Origin of the sequence: Stutzerimonas frequens (genome assembly GCF_024448335.1) — a bacterium.
Lineage (GTDB): Bacteria > Pseudomonadota > Gammaproteobacteria > Pseudomonadales > Pseudomonadaceae > Stutzerimonas > Stutzerimonas frequens.
Map to the genome: position 1 here is coordinate 11,871 of NZ_JAMOHM010000010.1, position 25,340 is coordinate 37,210.

Consider the following 25,340-nt stretch of genomic DNA (forward strand, 5'->3'; position numbering starts at 1 on the left):
CAATCCTAGACGTACTGGTAGCGCAGCATTCGCTGCTTGAACTTCTCCAGCACCACCTGATCGATCAGGGTCGCGAGAATGGCAATCACCAGGATGTTCATCATGACCCCCACCATATCGGCGATCTCCCCGGAGTAAGCCAACGAGCGACCCAGGCCCTGACCGAAACCGATCAGCATCTCGGCGGAGATGAGTGCACGCCAGGCATTACCGAAGGCCAGCTGGGCACCAGTGATCAGCTCTGGCATCACCGCCGGCAGGTACACGCGGCGCAGCAGCTGCCAACGCGAAGCGCCCATCACCCGTGCGGCCGAGACATGCACTGGCTGCACGCTCTCGGTGGCGTTCATCACCGAAAGCGCCATCGGGAAGAACGCCGCCAGCGCCACCACGACGATGATCGGCAGGTTGCCGAAGCCCATCACGATGAGGAACAGCGGCACCCAGGCGATCGACGGAATCGACTGCAGGATGACAATGGCCGAGCGCAGGATCTCGCGGAAGAAGAACAGTACGCCCCCAACCAGACCGAAACCGATGCCGAACAGCAAGGCGAAACCATATCCACTGCCCAGGCGGCTCATGCTGCCGTACAGGCCTTCGCGGAACTCCGCTTGCTGGATCGTGGTGATCAGACGCTCGACGACGGTCGGGATACCCGGCATGAGGAACGCAGGCAGGCTCCAGGCCGCCACCTGCCAGATCAGCAGGATGAACAGGATGGCCAGAACGACGGCGAGATATTTCTTCGGGCCGGTAAGACGACGAGCCTGACTCATGGGTGCGCTACCTCCGTCTTGATGCCCAGCAGGCTGAGGATTTCCTTACGCTCGGCAGCGAAGTCCGACAGGTCGTGGCTTTTTTCGCAATGGGTGAAATTGAACGTCTTGAGCACCCGAGTCGGACGCGCACTGAAAACCAGCACATGATCGGCCAGATACAGGGCTTCATCGACGTCATGGGTAACCAGCAGCACGGTCGGCTGATGCTCCTCGATCAGCTCGCGCAGCACATCCTGCAGCGCCATGCGAGTCAGTGCATCGAGGGCGCCGAACGGCTCGTCCAGCAACAGCACCTCGGGCTTGGCGATAAAAGCCCGGGCCAGGGCGGTACGCTGGCGCATGCCACCGGAAACCTGGTGCGGATAGTAGTGCTCGAAGCCATTGAGCCCGACACGCTCGAGCCAGACGCGCGCCTGCTCAAAGGCCTCGCCCTTGGCCACGCCCTGCAGCTCGAGCGCCATGGCCACATTGCCCTGCAGGCTGAGCCAGGGATACAGCGCATGCTCCTGGAACACCAGCGTTCGCCGCGGGCTCGGCTCGGTGATCGGCTTGCCATCGGCAAGCACGCGGCCAGCGCTGGGCTTCTCCAGCCCCGCAACCAGATGCAACAGGGTCGACTTGCCACAGCCTGAAGGCCCGACCAATGCAACCAGCTCGCCCTGGGCGAACTCGCCGCTGAACCCCTTGATGACTTCGAGCTGCCCGAAGCGCTTGTCTACTTCTTCAAACCTGAGTTGCATAAAAATCCGCAAATCCAGAAACGAAATTGCCCGGCAATGCGGGCGATGCAAACGGCCCGGCGCAAGGCCGGGTCCGTGTGATACCAAACAGAGGGAGCGATCAGAGCTGGCGAGCTTCCTGCCAGGACAGATCGACGATGGCACTGGTGTCGAACGGCTTGCCATCGCGGGTCTTCAGCGAACCGAGCTCCTGCAGAATGTCCGCCAGCTCCTGAATGCGCGCCAGATCATCCTGGCCAAGCTTGGCGCTGAAGGTCTGGGTGCCGATCGCCTCCTCGATCACCACCTCGCGAGCGAGCTCACCACGCTTGAGCGTTTTCAGCGTCGGTTCGGCGATGAAGTAGTCGGCGATCAGCTTGGCTGCCTCGGCTGGCTGCTTGTCGAGCATCTCGATGGCATCGCGCTGAGCATCCAGCGACTTCCAGACGGCGTCCTTGCGCTTGGCCAGGGTGTCGCCGGAGGTGATCACAACCATGCACGGGAACGGCCACACTTCACCGATCTCGTAGACCTGCTGAACCGGTGCAACCAGCTGCGCGATGCGATCGTATGGCTCGAACAGGAAGGCGGCATCGACACGCCCGGAGACCAGCGACTGCACCGCAACGGCCGGGCTGACACCCATGATGTTGACGTCGCTCGGCTTGAGCTCTGCGCTTTTCAGCGTCACGCCGCGCAGCACCGCATCGGCCGTGCTTCCTTCTTTCTGGGAGGCAAGGATCTTACCTTTCAGGTCCGCAACCTTCTCGATGCCCGAACCCTCAAGCGCCACGATGGAGTGGTAGCCCTGCTGAGCACCGCCCACGACCTTGAGATCTGCGCCTTTGGAAGCCCAGGCCACCGCATTGGTGAAGCCGAGCACGCCGGTATCCAACTGCCCACCAACGATCGCCTTGATCAGATCGGTACCGGAGCTGAACTCGATCAGCTCGACATCAAGGCCGTGCTTCTTATACAAGCCAGCCTCATGTGCAACCATGGCCTGGGCATCGTCCATCACGCGGATGTAGCCAACCTTGAACTTCTCCTGCGCCTGAGCAAACGCGCTCAGCAACAGCAGAGCCGGAACCAGCCAATGCTTTGCTTTCATTTCGACCTCGATTCGGATAGCCAGTACATATAACCAGAACGAAGGACTATATTCGCTTTAGTTATCTAATGTTAATGGCTTAGAACTGTACCTGAATCACACGGGAAACGGCACTACCGAGGTGGCATATCATCAATGCTGCAGGTTATAGGCTGATCGTCTTGCGGCCGGCCAAGGCATGGGCGAGGGTTCCGCCGTCGACCAGATCCAGTTCGCCGCCCAGCGGAACGCCGTGGGCGATTCGGCTGATGGTCAGCCCCTTTGGAATCAGCATCTGCGCGATGTAATGCGCCGTCGCCTCCCCTTCCACCGTGGGGTTCGTCGCGAGGATGACTTCAGTGAATGCACCGTCGGCAACACGCGCCAGAAGCTCGGGGATGCCAATGGCTTCCGGACCCAAGCCATCGAGTGGAGACAGATGCCCCTTGAGCACGAAATAACGTCCACGAAAGCCAGTCTGCTCGACCGCGAACACATCCACCGGGCTCTGCACCACGCAAAGCAGCGAATCGTCGCGCCGCGGATCAGCGCACTGCGGGCACAGATCGTCTTCGGTCAGCGTGCGGCACTGCCGGCAGTAGCCAACCCCTTCCATCGCCGCCGTCAGCGCCTGCGCCAGGCGCAGGCCACCGCTGCGGTCGCGCTCGAGCAACTGCAACGCCATGCGTTGTGCGGTCTTTTGCCCGACGCCGGGAAGAATGCGCAGGGCATCGATGAGTTGCCGAATCAGCGGGCTGAAGCTCATGAGCGTCTCGGTTTGAATCACTGGAAAAGCGGGCCGCTCCCTGGCAAGCGGACGGCCCGGGTGGGACCTGCCTGATGGATCAGAACGGCATCTTGAAGCCCGGCGGCAGCTGCATCCCGGCGGTCATGCCGGCCATCTTTTCCTGGCTGTTCTGCTCGATCTTGCGTACCGCATCGTTGACGGCCGCAGCGATCAGGTCTTCGAGGATTTCCTTGTCTTCCTGCATCAGGCTGTCATCGAGGCTGACGCGCTTGACGTCATGACGCCCGTTCATCACCACGCTGACCAGGCCGGCGCCGGACTGTCCGGTGACCTCGGCGTTCGCCAGCTCTTCCTGCATCTTCTGCATCTTTTCCTGCATCTGCTGCGCCTGCTTCATCAGGCCGGCCATGCCACCTTTCATCATGGGTATCACCTCAATTCGATCAGGGTTCTGAGTGTTCTACGGGTTCGATGGTGCCTTCACGGATCACCGCGGCGAACTGCTGCATCAACTGCTGGACCAGCGGATCCGCATGAATCGATTGCTCGGCGGCACGCTGTCGCTCGGCGCGACGACGCTGCGCGGCCTGCGCCGGCGTTTCCTGCTCGGGCTTCTGCAGCACGATATCGAGCTGCAGCGTCCGCCCGTGGTACTGATTCAACGCATCGTTCAGCCGGCGCTGCTGCGTCGGATTGAACAGGGCGCTCTGCGCCGGGTCGAGGTGCATCAGCCAGCGATCGCCCTCCACCGAAATCAACGTGCAGTTGGCAGCGATGCTGCCGGTCAGACCGGACAGGCCGAGCTTGAGATAGAGCTCCAGCCACTCGGCAGCCAGCCCGGTAGCCGGCTCCACCGCGGGCAGAGGCTCGGCCTCCTGCTGCTCGGTCTCGTCCTGCTGCAATTCTTCGAGGTACGCCTCGGCCTGGTTCTCCACTTCGAAATAGTCTTCATCAGTCAGCGGAGGCTCGTCATCGTCAGGCTCTTCGACCTGGACCACGGCGGCCATATGATCAGGCGGACCGTCCAGCGCTGGCTCCGGCAGAACGGCATCGGACTCGACGGCCACCGGCGCCACCGCGGGCGGCTCGTTCCAGGGCACATCGACCACTGGCACCGGCTGTTCTTCAATCGCTGACGGTGCCGGTGGCTCTGCCGCGGTGGGCTGCTCAGGAACGGATGCGGCCAGCGGCTCGACAGGGCTGGCCGCCACCACAGCAGCTGACATCGGCATCTCTGAGGCGACAGGAGCCTCTGGAGCGGAACTAGGAACAGGCGACACGCCGGGGGCAGCGGTATCGGCCACCGCTGCAGGCTTGGAATCAGCTGTGGCCGGGCTGATTCCCAAATTCTTTAGCGATGTTCGCGGCGCGTCATCCGTATCCGCCGGACGGAACGCCAGCATACGCAGCAGAACCATTTCGAAGCCACTGCGCGGATCGGGCGCCAGCGGTAAATCGCGGCGGCCGATCAGCCCCATCTGGTAATAAAACTGCACATCTTCGGCTGGCAGCGCCTGGGCCAGTGCCAGCACCCGATCGCGATCGCCCTGGCCGTTATCCACCGCATCCGGTAGCGCCTGGGCGATGGCAACGCGATGCAGCACATTGAGCATTTCCGCCAGTACACCGGCCCAGTCCGGGCCCTGTTCGGCAAGATGGCGAACGGCTTCGAGCAGCGCCCGAGCGTCGCCCTCAAGCAGCGCCTGCAGCACGCCGTAGACCTGACCGTGATCAAGCGTGCCAAGCATAGCCCGCACATCGGCGGCCAGCACCTTGCCCTCACCGAAGGCGATCGCCTGGTCGGTCAGGCTCATGGCGTCGCGCATCGAGCCGTCCGCGGCGCGCCCGAGCAGCCACAGCGCATCTTCCTCGAAAGGCACATTCTCGACGCCAAGCACATGGGACAGATGTTCCACGACTCGCTCCGGCGGCATGTTCTTCAGCGAAAACTGCAGGCAGCGCGACAGGATGGTCACCGGCAACTTCTGCGGATCGGTGGTCGCCAGCAGGAACTTGACGTGGGGTGGCGGCTCTTCGAGGGTCTTGAGCAGCGCGTTGAAAGAGTGCGACGAGAGCATGTGCACTTCGTCGATCAGGTAGACCTTGTAACGTCCGCGGCTCGGTGCGTACTGCACGTTGTCCAGCAACTCGCGGGTGTCCTCGACCTTGGTGCGGCTCGCGGCGTCCACTTCGATCAAGTCGACGAAGCGTCCTTCATCGATCTCCCGGCAGACCGAACACTGGCCGCAGGGTGTTGAGCTGACGCCGGTCTCGCAGTTCAGGCACTTGGCGATGATCCGCGCAATGGTAGTCTTGCCGACGCCGCGGGTACCGGTGAACAGATAGGCATGGTGCAGACGCTGGTTGTCCAGCGCGTTGATCAGGGCCTTGAGCACATGCGTCTGGCCGACCATTTCGCGGAACGAGCGCGGACGCCATTTACGTGCAAGAACCTGATAACTCATAACACCATCGCGGGGAACTAGGCAGAGGACGGGTAATGCTAGCGGAGCAGGATGGAAATTGCATCCGAGCTGCGCCCGATCTGCCAGCTAGTGCAGCAAGCGAGCACCGAGCGCGCTGACAACCGTTTCCAGCGCTCGGTTGTTCCCCTCTATCCGCACGGCGAGCCCGTCGATCTCGCGGCGCGTGGGGTAGCCTTTGCGCAGCAGATCGAACGCTGTCCGGCGCTGCGCGTCGTCGCCGACGAGGCTACGACGGAAGTCGGCATCGTCGCGGCGCGGGTCGTAGACCGCCCGGCACAGCGTTGCCAGCATGTCGGCCGGCTCTGCCGATGCGGCGAAGGTCAGCTCGGTCAGCGCAGCACCCGGCATCAGCTGCGCCAGCTGGACGGTCGGCTCAAGGCCTCGTGTAGCGCAATAGGCCGCGTGGATCTGCGCCGTGCCGCGCAACTTGCCGTCCAGACTGTAACCGGCGATATGCGGCGTGGCGATGCGACACAGATCAGCCAGTTCGACGTCCACCTGCGGCTCGCCTTCCCAGACATCCAGCACTGCCTCGAGGTCCGGGCGCTGCAGCAGCAGGTCGCGCAACGCCGCGTTATCCACCACCGCCCCTCTGCTGGCGTTGATCAGCCAGGCGCCCGGTCGCAGCTTGCTCAGCCTCTGCCGATCGAACAGATGGAAGGTCGGGCAGTCGCCGCTCATGCTCAGCGGGGTGTGCAGGCTGATGACGTCGCACTCGGCGAGCACCTCATCCAGCGACACGAAACCGCCCGCTTCGCGCGCCTGGCGCGGCGGGTCGCAAACGCGCACGTCCCAGCCGAGGCCTCGCAGCACTTCGACCAGGCGCCCGCCTACCTCGCCGGCGCCCACCACGCCGAAACTACGTTGCGCCAGGGCTTCGCCGCTGACCTCGGCCAACGCCAACAGGCCGCCCAGCACATAATCGACCACCCCCCGCGCATTGCAGCCTGGCGCGCTGGCCCAATCGATGCCAGCCTGCTCGAAATAGTCGAGATCCAGATGGTCGGTGCCAATGGTGCAGGTACCGACGAAGCGCACCGCCGTGCCCTGCAGCAATTCGCGGTCGACCCGCGTCACCGAGCGCACCAGCAGCACATCCACGCCTTCCAGCGCCGCCCGGTTGATACTGCGGCCGGGCATGCGACGAATCGCCCCGAGACCGGCAAAGAACTCATCGACCAGCGGAATGTTCTCGTCGGCAAGGATGTGCATGGCATGGCTCCGGTTGGGGGAAGCACATTCTAGACGGCCCGCCACTGCTTTGCCGCCTTCCTGAGTACGACGACCCGGCGTAGACTAGCGCGTTTCTTGTATACAACCGGAACGCCTCGCAATGCCCACTGAGCTGCGTCTCAGACGGGTCCGCCTTGAACTGCGCACCCTCTTCGCCCTCGCCCTGCCCATGATGATTGCCCAGCTGGCCAGTACCGCCATGGGTTTCGTCGATACCGTGATGGCGGGCCGTGTCAGCCCGCATGATCTCGCTGCCGTCGCGCTGGGCAACTCGATCTGGGTGCCGGTCTACCTGCTCGTCAGCGGCATCACCCTGGCCACCACACCCAACGTTGCCCAGCGCTTCGGCGCCGGTCAGCATGCCGAAATCGGCCCACTGGTGCGCCAGGCCCTGTGGATGGGCGTGGGTATCGGCATCATCAGTGCGCTGCTGATGTGGAACGCCAAGCCGGTGCTGCACTTGATGCGTGTCGAACCCGCGCTGATCGACCCGACCATGGCCTACCTGCGTGCCGTCGCCTGCGGTTTCCCCGCCGTGGCGCTGTATCAGGTGCTGCGTTGCTTCAGCGATGGCCTGGGTCACCCACGGCCGAGCATGGTCATCGGCATCCTCGGCCTGCTGCTGAACATCCCGCTGAATTACATCTTCATCTACGGCAAGCTCGGCATGCCGGCACTGGGCGGCGTCGGCTGCGGCGTCTCCACGGCGCTGGTGATGCTGTTCATGCTGACGGCGATGAGCCTGTGGGTGAAGCGCGCGCCGGCCTACCAGGCGAGCCAGCTGTTCGCCCACTTCGAAGGGCCGCGCTGGCCGATTCTCAGTCGGCTGCTGTCGGTCGGCGTCCCCATCGGCATCGCCGTGTTCGCCGAGGCGAGCATCTTCTCGGTGATCGCGCTGTTGATCGGGGCGCTCGGTGCGACGGTGGTTGCCGGGCACCAGATCGCACTGAACTTCACCTCGCTGATCTTCATGATCCCGCTGTCGCTGGGCATGGCGGTAACCGTGCGCATCGGGCAGGAGCTGGGTCGCAGCGCCCCGCGGGACGCCCGTTTCGTCGCTGGTGTAGGGATCGCCGCGGCGCTGGTCTATGCCTGCTTCTCGGCCAGCGCCATGCTGCTGTTCAGCGAGCAGATCGCACGAATCTATACTCCGGACCCGGCGGTGATCGCAGTCGCCGCCAGCCTGTTCTTCTATGCGGCACTGTTCCAGTTCTCGGATGTAGTGCAAGTCACCGCGGCTGGCGCATTGCGTGGCTATCAGGACACCCGCATGACCATGGTCTACACGCTGTTCGCCTATTGGGGCATCGGATTGCCGGTCGGATATCTGCTGGGGCTGACCGATCACCTTGGCCCGGCGAGTGGGCCAAGCGGCCTATGGCAGGGTCTGATCGCCGGCTTGAGTTGCGCCGCGCTGCTGCTCAGCGTGCGACTGGCGCGCAGCGCTCGCCGGGAGATTCGTCGCCATACGGCGCTGCGCCGAGCCGCAGCCTGACGGATCAGAGGCTGCGCTCGATGCGACCATCGGATCGCGCCAGGTAACCGGTACCGCACTCCCAGAGCAGCGCATCGCGATCTTCGGCATCGAGCGCATCGAGCCCACCACGCAACGCGTAGGCGGTAAAGCCAAGCTGGGTCAGCAGAAACACGGCGTTGGCGCTGCGCTTGCCGCTTTCGCAGTAGCACAGGTAGGTGCGTCGCGGGTCGAGAAGGCGGGTTTTCAGGCGCAACAAATGCAAGGGCATATGCAGCGCCTGCATGGCATGCCCCCGCTCGTAGTCATCCAGCGGCCGCACGTCCAGCCATTGGGCGCCGCAACCTAGCAGATCGGCCACCTGCTCCAGCTCGACCTCAGCCACGACCGGCGCCTTGAGCAACTCGATGAAGTCGGACCGGTCGAGGCGCAACACGCAGCCGTCCTCGATCATCACGACACTGGCATTGCGTGCCCGCTCCTCCAGCAGTGCCTCCTCGCCGAAGCAGGCGCCGGGCTCCAGCTCGGCGAGCAGCTGCTGCTGGCCACTGTCGATGTTTTTCAGTACCTGGGCATGACCGCTCTTGAGGAAATAGCAGCAGTCGCCGACATCACCTTCGTTCAGGAGGGTCTGGCCCGCCGCGACGTCAATGCTCACCAGTCGGCTCAGCATGCTGCGGATGTTCGCCGGCGGGACCTGAGCGAACAACGGGTTGTCCAGCAGCCGCTCGAGCCAGTCGCCCACCTCGTCATCCGAAGACAGCTCCAACAGCACATCTTGCAGGGCCTGACGCCAGGACAGCAGACGATCCAGTTCATGGCTGTCGATCGACAGCATCAGACAGTCATCCACCGCGCGCACCTCGCGCAACAGGTTTGGCGAAAGGCTATGCGACGCCTCCGGGCTGCCTTCGAGCAGGAGCGACTCCAGACCATCGCAATCGACCAGCAGCAACCGCCCCGTCAGCAGATAATCGCGTGTCGAGCCCTGCCCTCGCTCGAATACCTGCCCAGCGGACAGGAACGCAGGCTGCAGACGGGCACGCAGGTCCCATAGCTGACGGGTGGACAACTCATTCAGCGGAACCAGATTACGCAGCTGATCGGGGTGTAGCGGTTTGTTCATCCTGACAAATCCAAAGCTCTATCCATCCAACAGCCGTTCCAGCTGCGCCTGGGCAGCGCGGCAGCCCTGCAAACCGCCGGTGTGAACGAACACCAGGCGTGTGCCCGATGGAAAATACCCGCGCTCGACATAAAGGCGCAATGCCATCATCGCCTTTGCAGTGTAGATGGGATCCAGAGGGATACCCGAGTCACGCTCGGTCAGCTGAATGAAACCGGCGAGCTCTCTGTCGAACCGAGCGAAACCGCCGCGGCTCGCATCCAGAAGGTGATAGTCGGCCTCTGTTGCGCCGGCCTCTGTCAGTAACGTGGCGACACGGCTATCGACCGCATGTGAGGGCGGACCGGCCAGCGCGCCGAATACCCGGTGCCGTCCCGCCTCGCCGATGGCGATCCCGGCCAGCGTCGTGCCGGTGCCGGCGGCGAGCCAGACCGCGTCGTAATCGTGCCAACCTACTTGGTCCAGTGCCGAACGCAACCGCCCGACCAGATCCCCGCAGCCCAGCGCACCGAGCAAGCCGCCACCACCTTCGGGAACGCAGTAGTAACCGGGGTAGCGTTCCTGCCAGTGGTGCCAGAAGTCGGGGAGATTGCGCGCCCGATAAGCGCCATAGCCCAGCCAATGCAGACGCATGCCGAACGCCTGCAGATCGATGACGGTAGGTGTGTCCTGTGCATGTCCGCGCAGCAACCCGACCGTCTCGAGGCCGAAGCGGCGACCGGCGGCCGCCAGCGCATGAAGATGGTTGGAGTGAGCTCCGCCGAGGCTGATCAGCCCACCCGCCCCGCTGCGTTGAGCAGCCTCCAGATGCTTGACGAGCTTGAACCACTTGTTACCCGACAGCTCGGCATCCACCAGATCGAGCCGCAGCACCACGGCCTCCACACCGGCGGCCTGCAGCCAGTCCAACGACAGCGGCTGCAAACGCAGCGGTGCATCCAGCTCGGGTGAAATCGGACCGGACAAGTGGCTCAGCTACCGGTGCGCTGCCGGTCTTCCTTCCGGTGACGGGCACAGCAGTTGGATTCACCGATCACGAAGCGGCTCGGCGAATCGATCTTGTCCAGCGGCATGGCACAGCGCTCACCGCTCGCAAGTGTCGCTACACAGGCCGGCTTCTGATAATGATCCAGCCACTGGCGGTACTGTTCTTCGGAAACGAAGCACTTGGCTGCGGCATAAGCCATGGGGTTAGCGCGGTATCGAGCCAGGTCCTGCAAGGCGATGGTCAGGTGGCCCGCTCCAGGGTGATAGGCCATGAATACCACGCCCTGACGCGACAGCTCCTCCAGTACGCGATCGCCACTTAGCCGCAGCTCCTCGCATTCGCCTTTGAGCCGCTGAATCTCGTCTTCGAGCTGCGCGTCCAGCTCGTTGCGGTAAGCCAGTTCGACATCGCGGATCGCGACCTGCTCCTTGTACTCGGCGATAGCCGCGGCGATGCGCGCCTGCGCCTCATGCTCGAACTGCTCGCGAGCGGCACTGACCTCGACGCGCCCGTTCGCCTCCAGCGTGCGAAGTTGCTTGCTCATCTCCTCACGCGCTTTCTGGAAACTTTCGCCTTGTGCGGTCAGTTGAGCATGCAGGTTGGCATTGATATCGGTCTGCTGCTGAAGTTGCTGCTGCAACGAGCGGATTTCATCCTGCAGCAGCTTGCGCTCCTTCTCCGCCGCAGCGCTCGCCTTGAGCGTTTCTTCTTCGCGCAGGCGTTCCAGATTGGCGATACGCTGACGCTGCTGCTTGATCAGCAGCGCGGCCTTCTGCCGCTGCTCCCGCTCGTGAGCTTCGGAGCGGCGGGTCGCCGCTTCCTTTGCCGCCTCGGCGGCATACCAGGTGTCCTCGGCAACCATCTGCAAACGCTCGGCAGGCACTGCCTGGGGCGCATCATCCTCAACCAAGAGGCCAAGCTGGTTGCGCTTGATGGTCTCGCGCAACACGGCGAGATCATTGCGCTCGGCGGTTACCTTGGGGTCCCACATGTGCATCTGGTGCCAGGACACCGGGCATTGGCTGCGGCAGGCCAGGCGAATCGGCCCCGCCCCCATGTCCGGCCCCCTGCCGGTACGCTCGGCGAGCTGCCGCAATGGAATGTTCCAGCCAGAGTCCGCGGAACCATCGTCATTGAAGTCGAGGCAGAAGAACACCGCGGCACGAACCTGCAACCTCGGGTTGATCATGACGTAGACCGCGCGCATCTGGCGATCGGCGAACTCGGGGAGCGCGACCACTCCGTCCAGTACTGCCTCGAATTCGGGATACAGCATTTCCTTGCAGATGGCGCCTTCATTGAAGAACAGCACGGCTTCGACCATCTGCGGTTTGTTCTGCATGCTCGGCTTCCTTTATCGCTCGCAACGGCGAGCCGGCGATTGGCGGAACGCGCGGCGATCCGTCGCCGTGGTTCCGTAGGTTTCGCCAGTTTAGGGGAAATGCACGCGCAGGCAATGTGACTGGGTTGGCAGCCATTCTGCGCATTGGCCGCCGTAGAGCGCGACGTCCGCCGATTTGCGATGGGCTTAGCTAAATCACTTGGCGCGGTAGGCCGCAAGACGGCGCTTCATTTCCTCGCCCAGCGCTTGCAGGCCGCTCATCGGCCTGATCATGACCTCGAACTCGACGATCTTGCCCGCCTCGTCGAAGCGGATCATGTCGATTCCCTTGAGCTCACGATCCCCTACCCTGGCACTGAACTCGAGCACGACGTCGCTGCCTTCGGCGCTGACCAGTTCCCGGTGATAGCGAAAGTCCTCGAATACCTGCAGCACGGTGTTGAGGATCAGATTGACCGCCGCCGCGCCCTCGTAGGGCTTGTACGCCATCGGCGAGCGGAACACCGCCTGCGGGTGCAGCAGTTCCGGCAGCCGGCTCAGATCGCGCAGGGCGATCATCGTGTGCCAGGCCTGCAGGCATTCGGCAGCTCGTGGCTGCAGCAGCTTGTTCTCCATACCCGTGCTCCCCCGTGAAGTGGTCAGGCCTGGCTGGTTCAGAGTGCGGCTGCCAGACGGCAACCCTGGTTGATGGCCCGCTTGGCATCCAGTTCGGCTGCCACGTCGGCGCCGCCGATCAGGTGCACCCGGGCGCCAGCCGCTTCCAGCCCCTGCTGAAGCTCGCGTAGCGGCTCCTGGCCGGCGCAGAGAATGACCGTATCCACCGCCAGCACCTGCGGCTCGCCCTCGCCAACCCGGATGTGCAACCCGGCATCGTCGATCTGCAGATACTCGACCGAATTGAGCATCTGCACGTGCTTGTTCTTCAGGCCGGTACGGTGAATCCAGCCGGTGGTCTTGCCCAGGCCGTTACCAACCTTGGATTTCTTGCGCTGCAGCAGATAGACCTGCCGCTTGGGTGCATGCGGAGCTGGCTGGATGCCGGCGATGCCGCCACGTGCCGATAGGCCGAGATCGATGCCCCACTCCTTCCAGAACGCTTCGCGATCCAGACTGGTGGATTGACCGTCGTGGGTGATGTACTCCGACACATCGAAGCCGATGCCACCTGCACCGATCACCGCCACGCGCTGACCGACCGGCTTGCGTTCGAGGATCGCATCGAGATAGCCAATCACCTTCGGATGGTCGATTCCGGGAATCTCCGGCGTGCGCGGCACGATACCGGTGGCCAGGATGATCTCGTCGAAACCGCCCGCCAGCAGTGTCTCGGCCGTTGCGCGAGTGTTCAGGTGCACCTCGACCCCAGTTTCCTCCAGGCGGTTCTGGAAATAGCGCAGGGTCTCGTAGAACTCTTCCTTGCCCGGCACGCGCTTGGCCACGTTGAACTGGCCACCGATTTCACCGGCAGCGTCAAAGAGCGTCACCTGATGTCCGCGCTCCGCTGCAACGGTCGCTGCGGCGAGGCCCGCCGGACCGGCGCCGACCACCGCGACCTTTTTCACCGTCGTGGTGGGGATGTAGTTGAGCTCGGTTTCATAGCAGGCACGCGGGTTTACCAGGCAGGTGGTCAGCTTGCCACTGAAGGTATGGTCCAGGCAGGCCTGGTTGCAGCCAATGCAGGTATTGATCCGCTCGCTGTGGCCCGCAGCGGCCTTGTTGACGAACTCAGGGTCGGCAAGGAACGGTCGCGCCATGGAGACCATGTCGGCGTCGCCCTCGGCCAGCACCTGCTCGGCCACTTCCGGCGTATTGATGCGGTTGGTGGTGACCAGCGGAACGCCAACCTCGCCGCGCAGCTTGGCAGTGACCTTGGTGAAGGCGGCACGTGGGACCTTGGTGGCGATGGTCGGAATGCGTGCTTCGTGCCAGCCGATGCCGGTGTTGATCAGTGTGGCGCCGGCCTGCTCGATGGCCTTGGCCAGCTGCACCACTTCTTCCCAGAGACTGCCGCCCTCGATCAGATCGAGCATCGACAGGCGATAGATGATGATGAAGTTCGGCCCGACCGCCTCGCGCACTCGACGCACGATCTCCACCGGCAGGCGCATGCGGTTCTCGTAGCTGCCACCCCAGCGGTCGGTACGGTGATTGGTGTGCGCGACCAGGAACTGGTTGATGAAGTAGCCTTCCGATCCCATGATCTCGACGCCGTCATAGCCGGCACTTTGGGCGAGACTCGCGCAATTGACGAAATCGCGGATCTGCTTCTCGATGCCCTCCTCGTCCAGCTCGCGCGGGGTGAACGGGTTGATCGGCGCCTGGATCGCACTCGGCGCCACCAACTGCGGGCTGTAGGCATAGCGACCGGCATGCAGGATCTGCATACAGATCTTGCCGCCAGCCTCGTGCACGGCCTGGGTGACGATCTTGTGCTCTTCGGCCTCTTCCGGTGTCGACAGCTTGGCCGCACCGGCGCGCACCGAACCCTCCTCGTTAGGACCTACCCCACCGGTGACGATCAGGCCGACGCCGCCACGGGCGCGCTCGGCGAAGAACGCCGCCATGCGTTCGAAACCGTTGGGCATCTCCTCCAAGCCGGTGTGCATGGAGCCCATCAGGGTGCGATTGCGCAGCGTGGTGAAGCCCAGATCGAGCGGAGCCAGCAGATGCGGGAAGGCGGTCATCGGTGTGTCCTCATCATTGTCGGTGCCGAGCCTCTTGGGGCTGCGGTCGGATATGCAGCGACGATAAACAGCCCATACGCCACGCTCAATGATCATAAGTGACAACTTTCTGATCATTCAGCGCAAAACGCTTGGCAACCGCAGCACCTTTATCTAGGCTGACGCCGTCCATCCCTGCTCACCCTCATCGCCTGCTCATGCGTCTCTCGCTCAAACTGGCCCTGCTGCTGATCCTCGTCGGCGTCTCGCTCGCGGTCTACCTCGACTGGACCCATGACCGACGCAGCGGCCCGCTGCTCTCCGATCTGCGCACTCTGCCCATCGAAAGCCAGGGTCAAGCGGGCACCGGGGGCAACCTGCTGGGCATCGAAACGCGCCTGCAACCGGCCGACTATCAGAGCCGCGAACGGCTGCAGCTGAAGTTCAGGACGTATCTCCGACAGGCTGCCGAAGCCGGAATGCTGAGCGAACGAACCATCGTCGTGCTGCCGGAGCATGTCGGCACCGGCTTGTTCGCTCTGGGAGAGAAGCCGGAAGTGCAGCAAGCCCGCACGCTGCGCGATGCGATGCAGTGGATGGCACTGAGCAACCCGGGCAGCTATCTGCGCGCACTGACCGGCAATCAGGGTGACGACCGCCGCACCGGCGCCGTACTGCGTTTGAAGGCGCGGCAGATGGCCGAGAATTACCAGGCAATCTTCGGCGGCCTTGCCCGGGAATTCGGCATCACCCTGGTGGCGGGCTCGATCGTGCTGCCAGAACCGTACCTGGAAAATGATCGCCTCAGAATCGGTGATGGCCCGCTACGCCAGGTCAGCCTGACATTCGACGGCCGCGGCAAGCCCCTCGGAACGCTGCAGTACAAACATGCACTCAGTCGCTACGAACGCCGCTACAGCGTCGCCCCGATACCCGAACCCAGGCGCCCGATCGCCACGCCAGCAGGTCCGATGGCGGTAATGCTCGGGTGCGATGCCTACCTGCACCGCCCACCTGCCGAAGCGAGGCTACTCGCGTTACCCGGCGCCCTGGCGGATCCGCACTCCGCTTGCCAGGGTGCGCTCGAAAACGGCTTCGATGACCGGCCGCGCATGGCCGTGCATACACTCGCCGTGCCCTGGAACCTGCTCGGCTCGCCGCGTCGCCCGGCGGCGCCGGGGCATGGCGTGCCGGTGCGGGTCAAGAACCTCTGGCTCGACAGCGGCCGATGACAGTGCAGCGCATACGCCTGGGCGACCTGTCGGTCGGCTTCCTGCACAGCCTGAGCGAGGTATTGCAGCTGCATGGCCACGACCCGCAACCCCTGTTGCTCGCCTATGGGCTAGACGCCGAGCGCATGGCCGAGCCCCATGCACGGCTGTCGATTCCACGCTACATGCGCTTGGGTCATGCCGCCATCCAGTTGGCGGGCGACCCCGCGCTAGGTTTGGAGATGGGCCGGCTGCGCAAGCCCAGCCACCTCGGGCTTGCCGGCCTGACCGCCGCGCAAGCGCCAACCGTCCGTGAAGCGGCGCGCGCGCTGATCCGCTACGAACCGCTGTACGCATCCAACTATCGTGGCAGCTCGAGCTTCCACGAGGACGCCACCGGCGCCTGGCTGCGCTTCTATTCGATCAGCCCGTACAACGCCTACAACCGGTTCGTCGTCGATACCGTGCTCGCCAGTTGGGTCACCCAGCTGCAGCGGCTATGCGGCCAACCGCTGCTGCCGACGGCGATCCATATCGAGTTCGATGCGCCGGAATACGCCTCCCGCTACGAAGCGCTATTCGGCCGCCCGGTGACATTTGGCGCCGAGGCCAACCAGCTACAGCTGGATCAGCACACGCTGGCCCTGCGCAACCCAGAACACTGTCCCGGCACCTGGCGGCATCTGCTGGAACTGTGCGAGATCGAGCTGGAGCGGCGTACCCGCACCCGCAGCCTGCGCGAGCGCGTCACGCAGATTCTCGGGCCCATGCTCAAGGGGCAGGAGCCGGACCTGCAGCAGATCGCGGCACGCCTGCAGATGCCGGCCTGGACGCTGCGTCGCAAGCTGGCCGATGAAGGCAGCAGCTACCGCGCCATTCTCAACGACACCCGGCGCGACCTGGCGATGGCATACATACGCGATACCGAATCGGCCTTCGGCGAGATCGCCTGGCTGCTCGGTTTCTCGTCCGCGGAGGCGTTTCAACGCGCCTTCAAGCGCTGGAGCGGACAGACACCCGGTGACTATCGTCGCACCCAGCGTAGGGGCGGCTGACCGGCACACACGCGTTTCGGGCGAGCCCTCAGAGCTCGACGGCATCCTCGGCAGAATCGGGATGGTCCTGTTCGGCCGCATGCCATTCCAGTAGCTCGTCCTGATAATCGTCCATCGGTAGACTCCTGATCGTCTGCATTGTCGGGGCGGTTGCCGGTGAACCATCAAGGTTCATGCCAGCCACGCTACAGCCAGCCGATGAAGTAGAGATGATAGCCCTCTAAGCGCATCCACTGCCGTCATGCTGCCAAGTCGCGCCCTATAGCGCGCCATGCGCGGCGGGAGCTGCCCCAGCGTGGCGCAGCTCAGGGCGTCGCCAGCCCCGCTGCACTCATCGCCAGCCGCAGCAACCACGCGACCACCCCAAGCGCCAGCACACTGGCGCTCCAGATCACCACCAGCCAGGCCATGCGCTGCCACAGCGGCTTCTGCTCGCCGGCGCGCGGCGACTCCTCCGAGCGACGGGCCATCAGTGATACCCGTCCTCGGCGCTGACCTTGCCGCGAAACACGTAGTAGCTCCAGGCCGTGTACATCAGGATCAACGGCAGGATCAGCAGCGCGCCGACCAGTGTGAAACCCTGGCTTTCGGCAGGCGCGGCGGCCTCCCAGATACTCACCGAAGGCGGAATGATGTTCGGCCACAGGCTGATGCCCAGCCCGCTGTACCCGAGGAAGATCAAGGCCAGCGTGAGCAGGAACGGCGTGTAGTTGGCATAGCGCTGGATCGAACGCAACAGCCCGAAAGCGCACAGCAGCACCAGAATCGGTACCGGCATGAAGATCAGCAGATTGGGCATGCTGAACCAGCGCTCGGCGATGTCGGGATGGGTCAGCGGCGTCCACAGGCTGACAATGCCGGTCACAGCCAACACCGCCCAAACCAGTGGAATACCGATGTCATGCATGCGCCTCTGCAGATCACCAGCCGTGCGCATCATCAGCCAGGTGCAGCCAAGCAGCGCATAGGCGACGATCAGCGCCAGACCGCAGAACAGCGAGAACGGCGTCAGCCAGTCCAGCGCGCCACCGGCATAGGCGCGCCCCTCCACCGGCAGGCCGCTGATGAACGCACCCAGCACGACGCCCTGAAAGAAGGTCGCCGCCAGTGACCCACCGATGAACGCCCGGTCCCAGATGTGTTGGCGCTCGCGCGTGACCTTGAAGCGGAACTCGAAGGCCACGCCGCGGAAGATCAGCCCCATCAGCATGAAGATGATCGGCAGGTAGAGCGCTGACAGCACCACCGAATAGGCCAGCGGAAAGGCGGCGAACAGTCCTGCGCCGCCGAGCACCAGCCAGGTCTCGTTGCCGTCCCAGATCGGCGCAACGGTGTTCATCATCACGTCACGCTCGGAGCTGTCCCGCACGAACGGAAAGAGGATGCCGACGCCGAGATCGAAGCCGTCCATCACCACGTACATCATGATCCCGAAGATGATGATCACTGCCCAGATCAATGAAAGATCGATACCCATGGCTCAGTTCCTCTCGCCCAGTTGATCGCCCTGTTCGTGGTTGATCGCCTCGTCCGCGGCGGACAGCGGACGCATCGGCGTGCGCGCCTCGCCCGGACCACCCGCTCCTTTCTCACGCCCTTCGCTGATCACCGGGCCTTTTGTCACCAGCCGCAGGACATACACCATGCCCACACCGAACACCGCGAAATAAACGACCACGAACATCGCCAGGGTAAGCCCCAGCTGCCCGGCGCCATGGTTGGATACGGCGTCCGCGGTGCGCATCACGCCGTAGATCACCCAGGGCTGGCGGCCGATCTCGGTGGTGTACCAGCCGGCGAGAATGGCGATCAGCCCGGACGGCCCCATCAACAGCGCCATCCGCAGGAACGCTCGCGAGCGGTAGAGCCGGTCACCGCGACGCAGCAACAGACTCCAGATGCCGGTGACGATCATCAGCAGCCCCAGCGCGACCATGATGCGGAACGTCCAGAACACGATGGTCGAGTTCGGCCGGTCCTCGGGCGGAAAATCCTTCAGCGCCGGGATCGGCTCGCTCAGGCTGTGATTGAGGATCAGGCTGGCGAGGTAGGGAATCTCGATCTTGTAGCGGGTTTCTTCGGCCTCCATGTCCGGCCAGCCGAACAGCAGCAGCGGCGTCGGTCCGCCTTCGGAATTGTCCCAGTGCCCTTCCATCGCCGCGATCTTCGCCGGCTGGTATTCGAGGGTATTCAAGCCATGGAAGTCGCCGATCACCGCCTGTACCGGGGCCACCAGCAGCGCCATCCACATCGCCATCGAGAGCATCTTGCGGATTGCCGGGTTGTCATTGCCACGCAGCAGGTGCCAGGCCGCCGAAGCGCCGACGATGAACGCCGTGGCGAGAAAGGCGGCAACGGCCATGTGCGCAAGACGATACGGGAACGACGGGTTGAAGATGATGGCCAGCCAGTCCACCGGCACCACCACGCCATCGATGATTTCGTGCCCCTGCGGGGTATGCATCCAGCTGTTGGAGGCAAGGATCCAGAAGGTCGAAATCAAAGTGCCGACCGCGACCATGACGGTGGAGAAGAAGTGCAGCAGCGGGCCGACGCGGTTCCAGCCGAACAGCATGACGCCGAGGAAGCCTGCTTCGAGGAAGAACGCCGTCAGCACCTCATAGGTCAGCAGCGGCCCGGTCACGCTGCCGGCGAACTCCGAGTAAGCGCTCCAGTTGGTGCCGAACTGGTAGGCCATGACGATGCCGGAAACCACGCCCATGCCGAAGTTAACGGCGAAGATCTTCAACCAGAAGTGGTAGAGGTCGCGGTAGACCTCCTGCTTGGTCTTCAGCCAGAGGCCCTCGAGCACCGCGAGATAGCTGGCAAGCCCGATGGTGATCGCGGGAAAGATGATGTGAAAGGTGATGGTGAAAGCGAACTGAACACGCGCCAGCTCGAGCGCTTCCAATCCGAACATGGGCAACTCCTCGTCAGATGACCGCCCGCGTCGTCTGTGACGGCGATTACGGGATCCAGCACAAGTGACAGCAGATCGCGCCAAGGGTGCAGCCTGATCGCCGCGGCATGTCGCTACGATCGCGTGATCGACGGTCGAGCCGGGCGCACAGGCCGAAGCTATGCTGTGCATAGCCGCGTCAGCCAGGAGTTCCGCCGGTGCAGATCCGCTCGTTCATTCCGCCCTACATCCTCGATCGCATCATCGAGAACGGTTCGCCCTATCTGCGCGGCTGTGCCCGCGAAACGCTCGGTCATGTGCTGAGCCTGCTGCCCAACCCTGGGCCGCCTCGTCCCACCGCCATCGCCGAGTTGGGCGAGCTACGCACGCCCGGCCATCCGCAACGCCGCATCCACGATGCCGAGCAGCAGATGCGGCTCCCCGGCACACTGCGGCGTCGTGAAGGCCAGCCGGCGACCGGCGACCCCGCCGTGGACGAGGCCTATGCGGCGCTTGGCCAGACCTATGCATTCTTCTGGCAGGTGTACCAGCGTGACTCGATCGATGACCTGGGCATGCCGCTGATCGGCAGCGTGCATTACGGCCAGGGCTATGAGAACGCCTTCTGGAACGGCGAGCAGATGGTCTTCGGCGATGGCGATGGCGAACTGTTCCAGCGTTTCACCCGTTCGCTGGATGTGGTCGCTCACGAGCTGGCCCACGGTCTGATCGAGAGCGAAGCGGCGCTGGTCTACTTCAACCAGTCGGGGGCGCTCAACGAATCGGTGTCGGATGTGTTCGGCGTACTGACCAAACAGCATGCGCTCGGCCAGACGGCAGCCGAAGCCGACTGGCTGGTCGGCGCCGAACTCTTGACCGACAAGGTCAATGGCGTGGCGCTGCGCTCGATGGCCAATCCCGGCACGGCCTACGACGACCCGCTGCTCGGCCGCGATCCGCAACCGGCACATATGCGCGACTACATTGAAACCCGCCAGGACAACGGTGGCGTGCATCTGAATTCGGGCATTCCCAACCGCGCCTTCTACCTGGCCGCCACTGCGCTTGGCGGATACGCCTGGGAACAGACCGGACGCATCTGGTACGACACCATCTGCGACAAGCAACTGCCGAACGATGCCGACTTCGTGACGTTCGCCAATGCAACGCTGAGCCACGCCGCCCGCTCGTTCGGCCGGCAATCCAGGCAGGTCGACGCGCTGCAGCAGGCCTGGTTCGAGGTCGGTGTGCTGCAACGGTGAGGAGACGAGATGAAGATGCCGCCGCTGGGACCCGATACCTCACTGCGCTTGAGCCTCGAAGGAGGCCTTGTCGCCGCCCCAGGGCTTGCCCGGCCGCGCCAGATCGCCTTTACCGGCTGTGATGCCGCACAGCGCCAGGCGCTCTGTGCGGTACTGGAGCGATGCCTGCCGATAGCCAGCAAGACGGTTGGCGCTGGTGATCAGCGCTTCTTTCGGGTCGAACTGCACTACCGCCGCGAAGATGCCGACGCCGAGCTTGTTCTGCAAATTCCCGAAGATCGCGCGCCGCAGGAACTGGTGCAGCTATGGCGCAATGGAGCCATTCCCGGTGAGTCGGACTGACATCCGCGCGCTCACAGCTCGATGGTTCCGCCGCCCTCGAGCAAGGCGGTCAGCTGCTCGGCCGGCAGCGGGCGCGACAGCAGGTAGCCCTGGAACTCGTCGCAGCCGTAACGACGCAGGTAGTCGAGCTGCGGCAGGTTCTCCACACCCTCTGCCACCACCGTCTTGTGCAGGCTCTTGCCCAGCGAAATGGCAGCACGGGCGATCATTGCCACTTCCTCCTCCTGCTCAAGCCCGGTGACCAACGAGCGATCGATCTTGATGATGTCCAGCGGAAAACGCCGCAGGTAGCTGAGCGATGAATAGCCGGTACCGAAATCGTCCATGGCCAGACGAAAGCCGAGCGCCTTGAACTCGGCGAGTATCGAGACCGCGCGTGTGCCGTCGCCGAGAAAGACGGTCTCGGTGATCTCCAGCTCGACCTGGCTTGCCGGTAGCCCCGCGTCGTCGAGCACCGCGGCAACCCGCTCGACCACGTCGTCACCGAGAAACAGCAGCGGCGACAGGTTCACCGCAATCAGCAAGGGTACTGCGCGCCCCTCGTTCCAGGCCCGCGCAGCATTGAAGGCCTGGCGCAGTATGGCCAGGGTCAGCGGCATGATCAGCCCGCTCTCCTCGGCCACGGCGATGAAGCGATCAGGGCCGATCACGCCCAGATCGTGATGGGTCCAGCGTGCCAGCGCCTCGACGCCAACGATGCGGCACGAGGCATCCACCTTCGGCTGGTAGTGCACGGAGAATTCGTCTCGCTCCAGTGCGATGCGCATCGCCGCTTCCAGATTCAAGCGCTCATCCGCGACCCGATTAAGGTCGTGAATGAAGAACTGGAACGTGTTACGGCCACGCTTCTTCGCCGCATACATGGCGATATCGGCGTGCTTGAGCAGCGTTTGCGCATCCTCGCCGTCATCCGGGAACATCGCCACGCCCAGGCTGGCACCGATCTGGAACTCGCGACCGGCAAGCGTGACCGGGCGACGAATCTCGTTCAGCACGCGTTCGAGCAGCGAAATCACCGTGCTGACGCGATAGTGGTCGCTGAGCACCAGGACGAACTCGTCACCGCCAACGCGCGCCACCGTATCGGAACTCCGCAGGCACCCGGACAGACGCCTGGCAATGCTTTTGAGCAACTCGTCCCCGGCGACGTGGCCAAGACCGTCGTTTATGAACTTGAAATTGTCCAGGTCGATGAATACCAGCGTCAGGTAGTAGCCCAGTCGCGCCGCACGGGCCAGCCCCTGATCGATGCGGTCATTGAGCAGGATGCGGTTGGGCAGCCCCGTCAGCAGGTCATGGTTGGCCTGGCGCTCCAGCTGCTGCTGGTAATGCTTGCGCTCGGAGATGTCCTGCACCGTCCCTTCATAACAGATGAACTCGCCGTTGGCGCCGCGCACCACGTGGGCGTTCTCCGATATCCAGATCCGCACGCCATCACGCCGATAGACCTCGGACTCGAAATTGAGCACCTCACCGTGCTGCTCCATCAGCTGGCAGAACACCTCACGGCGCCCGCCCTGGACATAGAGGCGACGCTCGATGTCAGCCAGGTCGGCGACCAGCTCGGTGGCACTTTCATAGCCGTAGATGCGCGCCAGCGCCGGATTGGCGGCCAGGTAACGGCCATCGCGCGTCGACTGGAAAATACCTTCGGAGGCGTTCTCGAAAATGCTTCGGTAGCGCAGCTCCGCCTGCTCCAGCGCCTCGAGCACCGCGCGCTGAGCGCAGATGTCCTCGATGAACCCCTCAATGACGATCTCGCCCTGCTCGTTCGGCACGGCCACTCCGCGTTCGAGGACCCACTTCAGGTTGCCCGCGGCGGTGCGTATCCGGTACTGCGTCGAAAAACGCCCCTGGCGGATGATTGCCGCATCGACAGCCCGCCGCACCCGTGCGCGATCGTCCGGGTGGGTGATCTGCTCCCAGCTGATGCAGGCGTCGTCGACCAAATCGGCTGCACGGTAGCCACACAGCCCCAACGCGCCCTGGCTGACGAAGATCATAGTCCAGGCCGCATCGTTGCGGCAGCGATAGGCCATGCCTTCGAGGTTGTTGACCAGCGTGTCGAGAACACGAGGGCGATCGAGCACCTCGCAACTGAGCAGGCTGCCTGGACGATTGGTTGCGGCTGAAGATTCTTGGGTCATTGCGTGTCTTGACGAAGGTCCTGCCGCCAGGCCACAGCGCGCACGCGACAGGCTCGCAGAGCCGATCGGCAGGAAAAGGCAGAAAGCCCACGCACAGCAAGAAACGCTCCACCACAGGGCACTTGGCCATCACTCGGAATCCGAGCCCGTCGTTTGCCTGGCCCTGCGCACCAGCAAGATGCATCACAGCAGGCACCCGCACCGATTTCAGGCACAAGACAGACAGCCACAACCTGTGCCACTCGCCGCTTCGGAAACCCAAGTGGCTGCGGGCTGTGCCATGCCTAGGGCTTCCAGGCTGACGAGCAGTGACACCAGCCGCGGCTCAGATGCGATCGCAGGGGCCTTGGCGATATGCGGCGTGGGCGGTCAGCAGCTGCTGCCAGTCCTGTTCGGCCATGACTGCGCAATGACGCCGGAGCTGGCGCAGGTCATGCCGGGCCGCAGCATGGCGGCGCAGCCGACGCCGGCTCTTTTCCAGATCGAGCAAGGCCACGTCGACCCGCGCCGCATCACCTTCACCATGGACCTTCAGGAAGATGTGCTTGGGATAGCAGCACCCATGTTGCCAGTGCGCCTGATGGATGCGCGCGAGGGTCATCCCTACGGCCGCAAGCATGCGCTCCTGGACCGCCGGACCGAAGCGTTGTCCCAGATTCTGTAGATACCAGTCCTCCAGGCTGACGAAACCCTGCAGTTCTGCCGTCACCAGCAGCGCCTGCCACTGGCCGGCCTGCTGTCGCGTGCCGCAGTAGACCAGCTCCGGTACCCGCACGCCGAGCCGGGTAAAGGCCAGCAGCGCCTGCAGTTCGCGCAGCACCGTGGGCCGGCCGAACGGATGCAGCAGTGAGCGATACAGATGGCCGATCTGACGTTTGCAGTAGAGCAGCGGCTGCTCTGGTTCGCGCCGCCGAATCCGTTGCACACCGCTTTCGCCGTCGCGACGCTGGTTGGGTTCCTCGACCCATTCGCCCTGGGTGTTCCACCAACGCTGGAAGGTACTGGTTCGCGCCTCGCGGGCCGGCAGTACGAGTGGTCGGCTCATGTTCAGCCCCGCTTGCGCAGCACGTAGACCCGCCACATGGCATAGCCCGGGAGGAAGTCATTGCGGTCAAGGATGTCGAAACCGGCCTCGGCGAACTCCGCCTCGATCACCGAGCGCGCAACGACGAAGCGGTTCTGGTTGTCCTTGGCCGGCCGGCGGCGCTCCAGGCGCTTGCGCTTCCAGGCCTTGTAGTTGCCATCGACCCACAGCGAGACGATCAGCGTGTCACGGGTGACGCGGTGGAATTCGCGCAGCATCGCCAGCCGATGCGCCGGGTCAGCGATGTGGTGCAGCAGGCGCATGCAGAAGATGTTGTCCACCACGTTGTCGCCCATGTCGATGGCGAAGGCCGAGGTCTGGAAGCTTTCGACCCGGTAAAGAAGCTCCTGCGGCTGCGCCGACTCGGCGATCGCCAGCATGTCGGCCGAATTGTCGGCAGCAAAGATCATCCGGCTCGGGTGCTCGGCCAAAAGCGGCCAGAAGCGCCCGGCACCGCAGGGCAGATCGAGCACCAGATCCGGGTCGCCAGCGATTTTCAGCGCGCGACGCGCCATCTGCTCGTCACGCCAGTGCGACAAGCGCCGGGCAAGACCATCCTGATGCTTGTGCAGGTATTCGTAGGCGTGCTGGCGGTCGTACTTGCGCGAGAACTCCAGTTCGATGGGGCTCGGTGTGGTCATGGCGGGCATTCCGGTTGGAAACGGAACGCCAAACTAACCAGACAGACA

General features: G+C 63.9%; 24 protein-coding genes. 5 read left to right on the forward strand and 19 right to left on the reverse strand.

Going from position 1 to position 25,340, the window contains the following annotated elements; all coding sequences use genetic code 11:
- Positions 1 to 5: 5 nt before the first annotated feature.
- From NAO55_RS14325 to pdxB, 7 genes are all read right to left on the reverse strand, one after another.
- On the reverse strand, positions 6 to 779 hold the full coding sequence (locus tag NAO55_RS14325; RefSeq protein ID WP_102841317.1) for an ABC transporter permease: 774 nt from the start codon (positions 777 to 779) through the stop codon (positions 6 to 8).
- Positions 776 to 1,522 carry an ABC transporter ATP-binding protein gene (locus tag NAO55_RS14330; RefSeq protein WP_102841318.1) on the reverse strand — a complete coding sequence of 249 codons (747 nt, stop codon included), beginning with the start codon at positions 1,520 to 1,522 and terminating at the stop codon, positions 776 to 778. The genes NAO55_RS14325 and NAO55_RS14330 overlap by 4 nt, the downstream gene beginning before the upstream one ends.
- Before the next feature lie 100 nt (positions 1,523 to 1,622).
- Positions 1,623 to 2,612 carry an ABC transporter substrate-binding protein gene (locus NAO55_RS14335; protein ID WP_063543425.1) on the reverse strand — a complete coding sequence of 330 codons (990 nt, stop codon included), beginning with the start codon at positions 2,610 to 2,612 and terminating at the stop codon, positions 1,623 to 1,625.
- A gap of 145 nt (positions 2,613 to 2,757) precedes the next feature.
- On the reverse strand, positions 2,758 to 3,357 hold the full coding sequence (recR, locus tag NAO55_RS14340) for a recombination mediator RecR (protein WP_102841319.1): 600 nt from the start codon (positions 3,355 to 3,357) through the stop codon (positions 2,758 to 2,760).
- 79 nt (positions 3,358 to 3,436) lie between these two features.
- Positions 3,437 to 3,763, reverse strand: coding sequence for a YbaB/EbfC family nucleoid-associated protein (locus tag NAO55_RS14345; RefSeq protein WP_008567825.1), 327 nt, complete (start codon positions 3,761 to 3,763; stop codon positions 3,437 to 3,439).
- 19 nt (positions 3,764 to 3,782) lie between these two features.
- Entirely contained in the window at positions 3,783 to 5,804 is a 2,022-nt protein-coding gene (gene dnaX, locus NAO55_RS14350) for a DNA polymerase III subunit gamma/tau (protein WP_102841320.1), read from the reverse strand.
- An 87-nt stretch (positions 5,805 to 5,891) separates the two neighbouring features.
- Positions 5,892 to 7,037 (reverse strand): 4-phosphoerythronate dehydrogenase PdxB, encoded by a 1,146-nt coding sequence (pdxB, locus tag NAO55_RS14355; RefSeq protein WP_102841321.1) that lies wholly within the window; start codon positions 7,035 to 7,037, stop codon positions 5,892 to 5,894.
- A 121-nt stretch (positions 7,038 to 7,158) separates the two neighbouring features.
- On the opposite strand from pdxB, the gene NAO55_RS14360 reads away from it, so the two are divergent.
- A complete protein-coding gene (locus NAO55_RS14360) occupies positions 7,159 to 8,553 on the forward strand; it encodes an MATE family efflux transporter (RefSeq protein ID WP_102841322.1) in 1,395 nt (464 codons plus the stop codon).
- Between the two features lie 4 nt (positions 8,554 to 8,557).
- Here NAO55_RS14360 and NAO55_RS14365 read toward each other — a convergent pair whose 3' ends face one another.
- The 5 genes from NAO55_RS14365 to NAO55_RS14385 all read right to left on the reverse strand — a co-directional run bounded on the left by NAO55_RS14365 (position 8,558) and on the right by NAO55_RS14385 (position 14,672).
- Entirely contained in the window at positions 8,558 to 9,658 is a 1,101-nt protein-coding gene (locus NAO55_RS14365) for a cyclic nucleotide-binding domain-containing protein (RefSeq protein ID WP_102841323.1), read from the reverse strand.
- A gap of 18 nt (positions 9,659 to 9,676) precedes the next feature.
- Positions 9,677 to 10,624, reverse strand: coding sequence for a 1-aminocyclopropane-1-carboxylate deaminase/D-cysteine desulfhydrase (locus NAO55_RS14370; protein WP_102841324.1), 948 nt, complete (start codon positions 10,622 to 10,624; stop codon positions 9,677 to 9,679).
- 5 nt (positions 10,625 to 10,629) lie between these two features.
- Positions 10,630 to 11,988: a hypothetical protein gene (locus tag NAO55_RS14375; protein WP_063543439.1), complete on the reverse strand. Its 1,359-nt coding sequence runs from the start codon at positions 11,986 to 11,988 to the stop codon at positions 10,630 to 10,632.
- Positions 11,989 to 12,183: 195 nt separating this feature from the next.
- Positions 12,184 to 12,603, reverse strand: a complete 420-nt coding sequence (locus tag NAO55_RS14380; protein ID WP_102841325.1) for a nuclear transport factor 2 family protein — start codon at positions 12,601 to 12,603, stop codon at positions 12,184 to 12,186.
- A 38-nt stretch (positions 12,604 to 12,641) separates the two neighbouring features.
- Positions 12,642 to 14,672, reverse strand: coding sequence for an NADPH-dependent 2,4-dienoyl-CoA reductase (locus NAO55_RS14385; RefSeq protein ID WP_102841449.1), 2,031 nt, complete (start codon positions 14,670 to 14,672; stop codon positions 12,642 to 12,644).
- A gap of 197 nt (positions 14,673 to 14,869) precedes the next feature.
- Between NAO55_RS14385 and NAO55_RS14390 the strand changes: the two genes are divergently transcribed.
- On the forward strand, positions 14,870 to 15,883 hold the full coding sequence (locus tag NAO55_RS14390; RefSeq protein ID WP_102841326.1) for a carbon-nitrogen hydrolase family protein: 1,014 nt from the start codon (positions 14,870 to 14,872) through the stop codon (positions 15,881 to 15,883).
- Positions 15,880 to 16,917: an AraC family transcriptional regulator gene (locus tag NAO55_RS14395; RefSeq protein ID WP_102841327.1), complete on the forward strand. Its 1,038-nt coding sequence runs from the start codon at positions 15,880 to 15,882 to the stop codon at positions 16,915 to 16,917. The genes NAO55_RS14390 and NAO55_RS14395 overlap by 4 nt, the downstream gene beginning before the upstream one ends.
- Positions 16,918 to 16,945: 28 nt before the next feature.
- Here the strand turns inward: NAO55_RS14395 and NAO55_RS14400 are convergent, their stop codons facing one another.
- The 4 genes from NAO55_RS14400 to NAO55_RS14415 all read right to left on the reverse strand — a co-directional run bounded on the left by NAO55_RS14400 (position 16,946) and on the right by NAO55_RS14415 (position 19,837).
- Positions 16,946 to 17,092, reverse strand: a complete 147-nt coding sequence (locus tag NAO55_RS14400; RefSeq protein ID WP_197932471.1) for a hypothetical protein — start codon at positions 17,090 to 17,092, stop codon at positions 16,946 to 16,948.
- A gap of 130 nt (positions 17,093 to 17,222) precedes the next feature.
- The gene (locus NAO55_RS14405) at positions 17,223 to 17,387 is read right to left on the reverse strand and encodes a DUF2474 domain-containing protein (RefSeq protein WP_102841328.1); all 165 of its coding nucleotides are present in this window, start codon (positions 17,385 to 17,387) and stop codon (positions 17,223 to 17,225) included.
- Positions 17,387 to 18,394: a cytochrome d ubiquinol oxidase subunit II gene (gene cydB / locus NAO55_RS14410; RefSeq protein ID WP_102841329.1), complete on the reverse strand. Its 1,008-nt coding sequence runs from the start codon at positions 18,392 to 18,394 to the stop codon at positions 17,387 to 17,389. The genes NAO55_RS14405 and cydB overlap by 1 nt, the downstream gene beginning before the upstream one ends.
- 3 nt (positions 18,395 to 18,397) lie before the next feature.
- Positions 18,398 to 19,837 carry a cytochrome ubiquinol oxidase subunit I gene (locus tag NAO55_RS14415; protein ID WP_102841330.1) on the reverse strand — a complete coding sequence of 480 codons (1,440 nt, stop codon included), beginning with the start codon at positions 19,835 to 19,837 and terminating at the stop codon, positions 18,398 to 18,400.
- A 197-nt stretch (positions 19,838 to 20,034) separates the two neighbouring features.
- Between NAO55_RS14415 and NAO55_RS14420 the strand changes: the two genes are divergently transcribed.
- Positions 20,035 to 21,078 (forward strand): M4 family metallopeptidase, encoded by a 1,044-nt coding sequence (locus NAO55_RS14420; protein ID WP_102841331.1) that lies wholly within the window; start codon positions 20,035 to 20,037, stop codon positions 21,076 to 21,078.
- A gap of 9 nt (positions 21,079 to 21,087) precedes the next feature.
- Positions 21,088 to 21,420, forward strand: coding sequence for a protealysin inhibitor emfourin (locus tag NAO55_RS14425; protein WP_102841332.1), 333 nt, complete (start codon positions 21,088 to 21,090; stop codon positions 21,418 to 21,420).
- An 11-nt stretch (positions 21,421 to 21,431) separates the two neighbouring features.
- Here NAO55_RS14425 and NAO55_RS14430 read toward each other — a convergent pair whose 3' ends face one another.
- The 3 genes from NAO55_RS14430 to NAO55_RS14440 all read right to left on the reverse strand — a co-directional run bounded on the left by NAO55_RS14430 (position 21,432) and on the right by NAO55_RS14440 (position 25,292).
- Complete coding sequence (locus NAO55_RS14430) at positions 21,432 to 23,567, reverse strand: putative bifunctional diguanylate cyclase/phosphodiesterase (protein WP_102841333.1); 2,136 nt, start codon at positions 23,565 to 23,567, stop codon at positions 21,432 to 21,434.
- A 325-nt stretch (positions 23,568 to 23,892) separates the two neighbouring features.
- Complete coding sequence (locus NAO55_RS14435; RefSeq protein ID WP_102841334.1) at positions 23,893 to 24,612, reverse strand: lipopolysaccharide kinase InaA family protein; 720 nt, start codon at positions 24,610 to 24,612, stop codon at positions 23,893 to 23,895.
- A 2-nt stretch (positions 24,613 to 24,614) separates the two neighbouring features.
- A complete protein-coding gene (locus NAO55_RS14440; RefSeq protein WP_102841335.1) occupies positions 24,615 to 25,292 on the reverse strand; it encodes a class I SAM-dependent methyltransferase in 678 nt (225 codons plus the stop codon).
- Between the last annotated feature and the right edge of the window lie 48 nt (positions 25,293 to 25,340).

Excerpts from the sequence above, each read along its gene's own strand:
- NAO55_RS14325 (WP_102841317.1), bottom strand. The coding sequence starts at position 779 with ATGAGTCAGGCTCGTCGTCTTACCGGCCCGAAGAAATATCTCGCCGTC.
- NAO55_RS14330 (WP_102841318.1), bottom strand. The coding sequence starts at position 1,522 with ATGCAACTCAGGTTTGAAGAAGTAGACAAGCGCTTCGGGCAGCTCGAA.
- NAO55_RS14335 (WP_063543425.1), bottom strand. The coding sequence starts at position 2,612 with ATGAAAGCAAAGCATTGGCTGGTTCCGGCTCTGCTGTTGCTGAGCGCG.
- recR (WP_102841319.1), bottom strand. The coding sequence starts at position 3,357 with ATGAGCTTCAGCCCGCTGATTCGGCAACTCATCGATGCCCTGCGCATT.
- NAO55_RS14345 (WP_008567825.1), bottom strand. The coding sequence starts at position 3,763 with ATGATGAAAGGTGGCATGGCCGGCCTGATGAAGCAGGCGCAGCAGATG.
- dnaX (WP_102841320.1), bottom strand. The coding sequence starts at position 5,804 with ATGAGTTATCAGGTTCTTGCACGTAAATGGCGTCCGCGCTCGTTCCGC.
- pdxB (WP_102841321.1), bottom strand. The coding sequence starts at position 7,037 with ATGCACATCCTTGCCGACGAGAACATTCCGCTGGTCGATGAGTTCTTT.
- NAO55_RS14360 (WP_102841322.1), top strand. The coding sequence starts at position 7,159 with ATGCCCACTGAGCTGCGTCTCAGACGGGTCCGCCTTGAACTGCGCACC.
- NAO55_RS14365 (WP_102841323.1), bottom strand. The coding sequence starts at position 9,658 with ATGAACAAACCGCTACACCCCGATCAGCTGCGTAATCTGGTTCCGCTG.
- NAO55_RS14375 (WP_063543439.1), bottom strand. The coding sequence starts at position 11,988 with ATGCAGAACAAACCGCAGATGGTCGAAGCCGTGCTGTTCTTCAATGAA.
- NAO55_RS14380 (WP_102841325.1), bottom strand. The coding sequence starts at position 12,603 with ATGGAGAACAAGCTGCTGCAGCCACGAGCTGCCGAATGCCTGCAGGCC.
- NAO55_RS14385 (WP_102841449.1), bottom strand. The coding sequence starts at position 14,672 with ATGACCGCCTTCCCGCATCTGCTGGCTCCGCTCGATCTGGGCTTCACC.
- NAO55_RS14390 (WP_102841326.1), top strand. The coding sequence starts at position 14,870 with ATGCGTCTCTCGCTCAAACTGGCCCTGCTGCTGATCCTCGTCGGCGTC.
- NAO55_RS14395 (WP_102841327.1), top strand. The coding sequence starts at position 15,880 with ATGACAGTGCAGCGCATACGCCTGGGCGACCTGTCGGTCGGCTTCCTG.
- NAO55_RS14400 (WP_197932471.1), bottom strand. The coding sequence starts at position 17,092 with ATGAACCTTGATGGTTCACCGGCAACCGCCCCGACAATGCAGACGATC.
- NAO55_RS14405 (WP_102841328.1), bottom strand. The coding sequence starts at position 17,387 with ATGGCCCGTCGCTCGGAGGAGTCGCCGCGCGCCGGCGAGCAGAAGCCG.
- cydB (WP_102841329.1), bottom strand. The coding sequence starts at position 18,394 with ATGGGTATCGATCTTTCATTGATCTGGGCAGTGATCATCATCTTCGGG.
- NAO55_RS14415 (WP_102841330.1), bottom strand. The coding sequence starts at position 19,837 with ATGTTCGGATTGGAAGCGCTCGAGCTGGCGCGTGTTCAGTTCGCTTTC.
- NAO55_RS14425 (WP_102841332.1), top strand. The coding sequence starts at position 21,088 with ATGAAGATGCCGCCGCTGGGACCCGATACCTCACTGCGCTTGAGCCTC.
- NAO55_RS14430 (WP_102841333.1), bottom strand. The coding sequence starts at position 23,567 with ATGACCCAAGAATCTTCAGCCGCAACCAATCGTCCAGGCAGCCTGCTC.
- NAO55_RS14435 (WP_102841334.1), bottom strand. The coding sequence starts at position 24,612 with ATGAGCCGACCACTCGTACTGCCGGCCCGCGAGGCGCGAACCAGTACC.
- NAO55_RS14440 (WP_102841335.1), bottom strand. The coding sequence starts at position 25,292 with ATGACCACACCGAGCCCCATCGAACTGGAGTTCTCGCGCAAGTACGAC.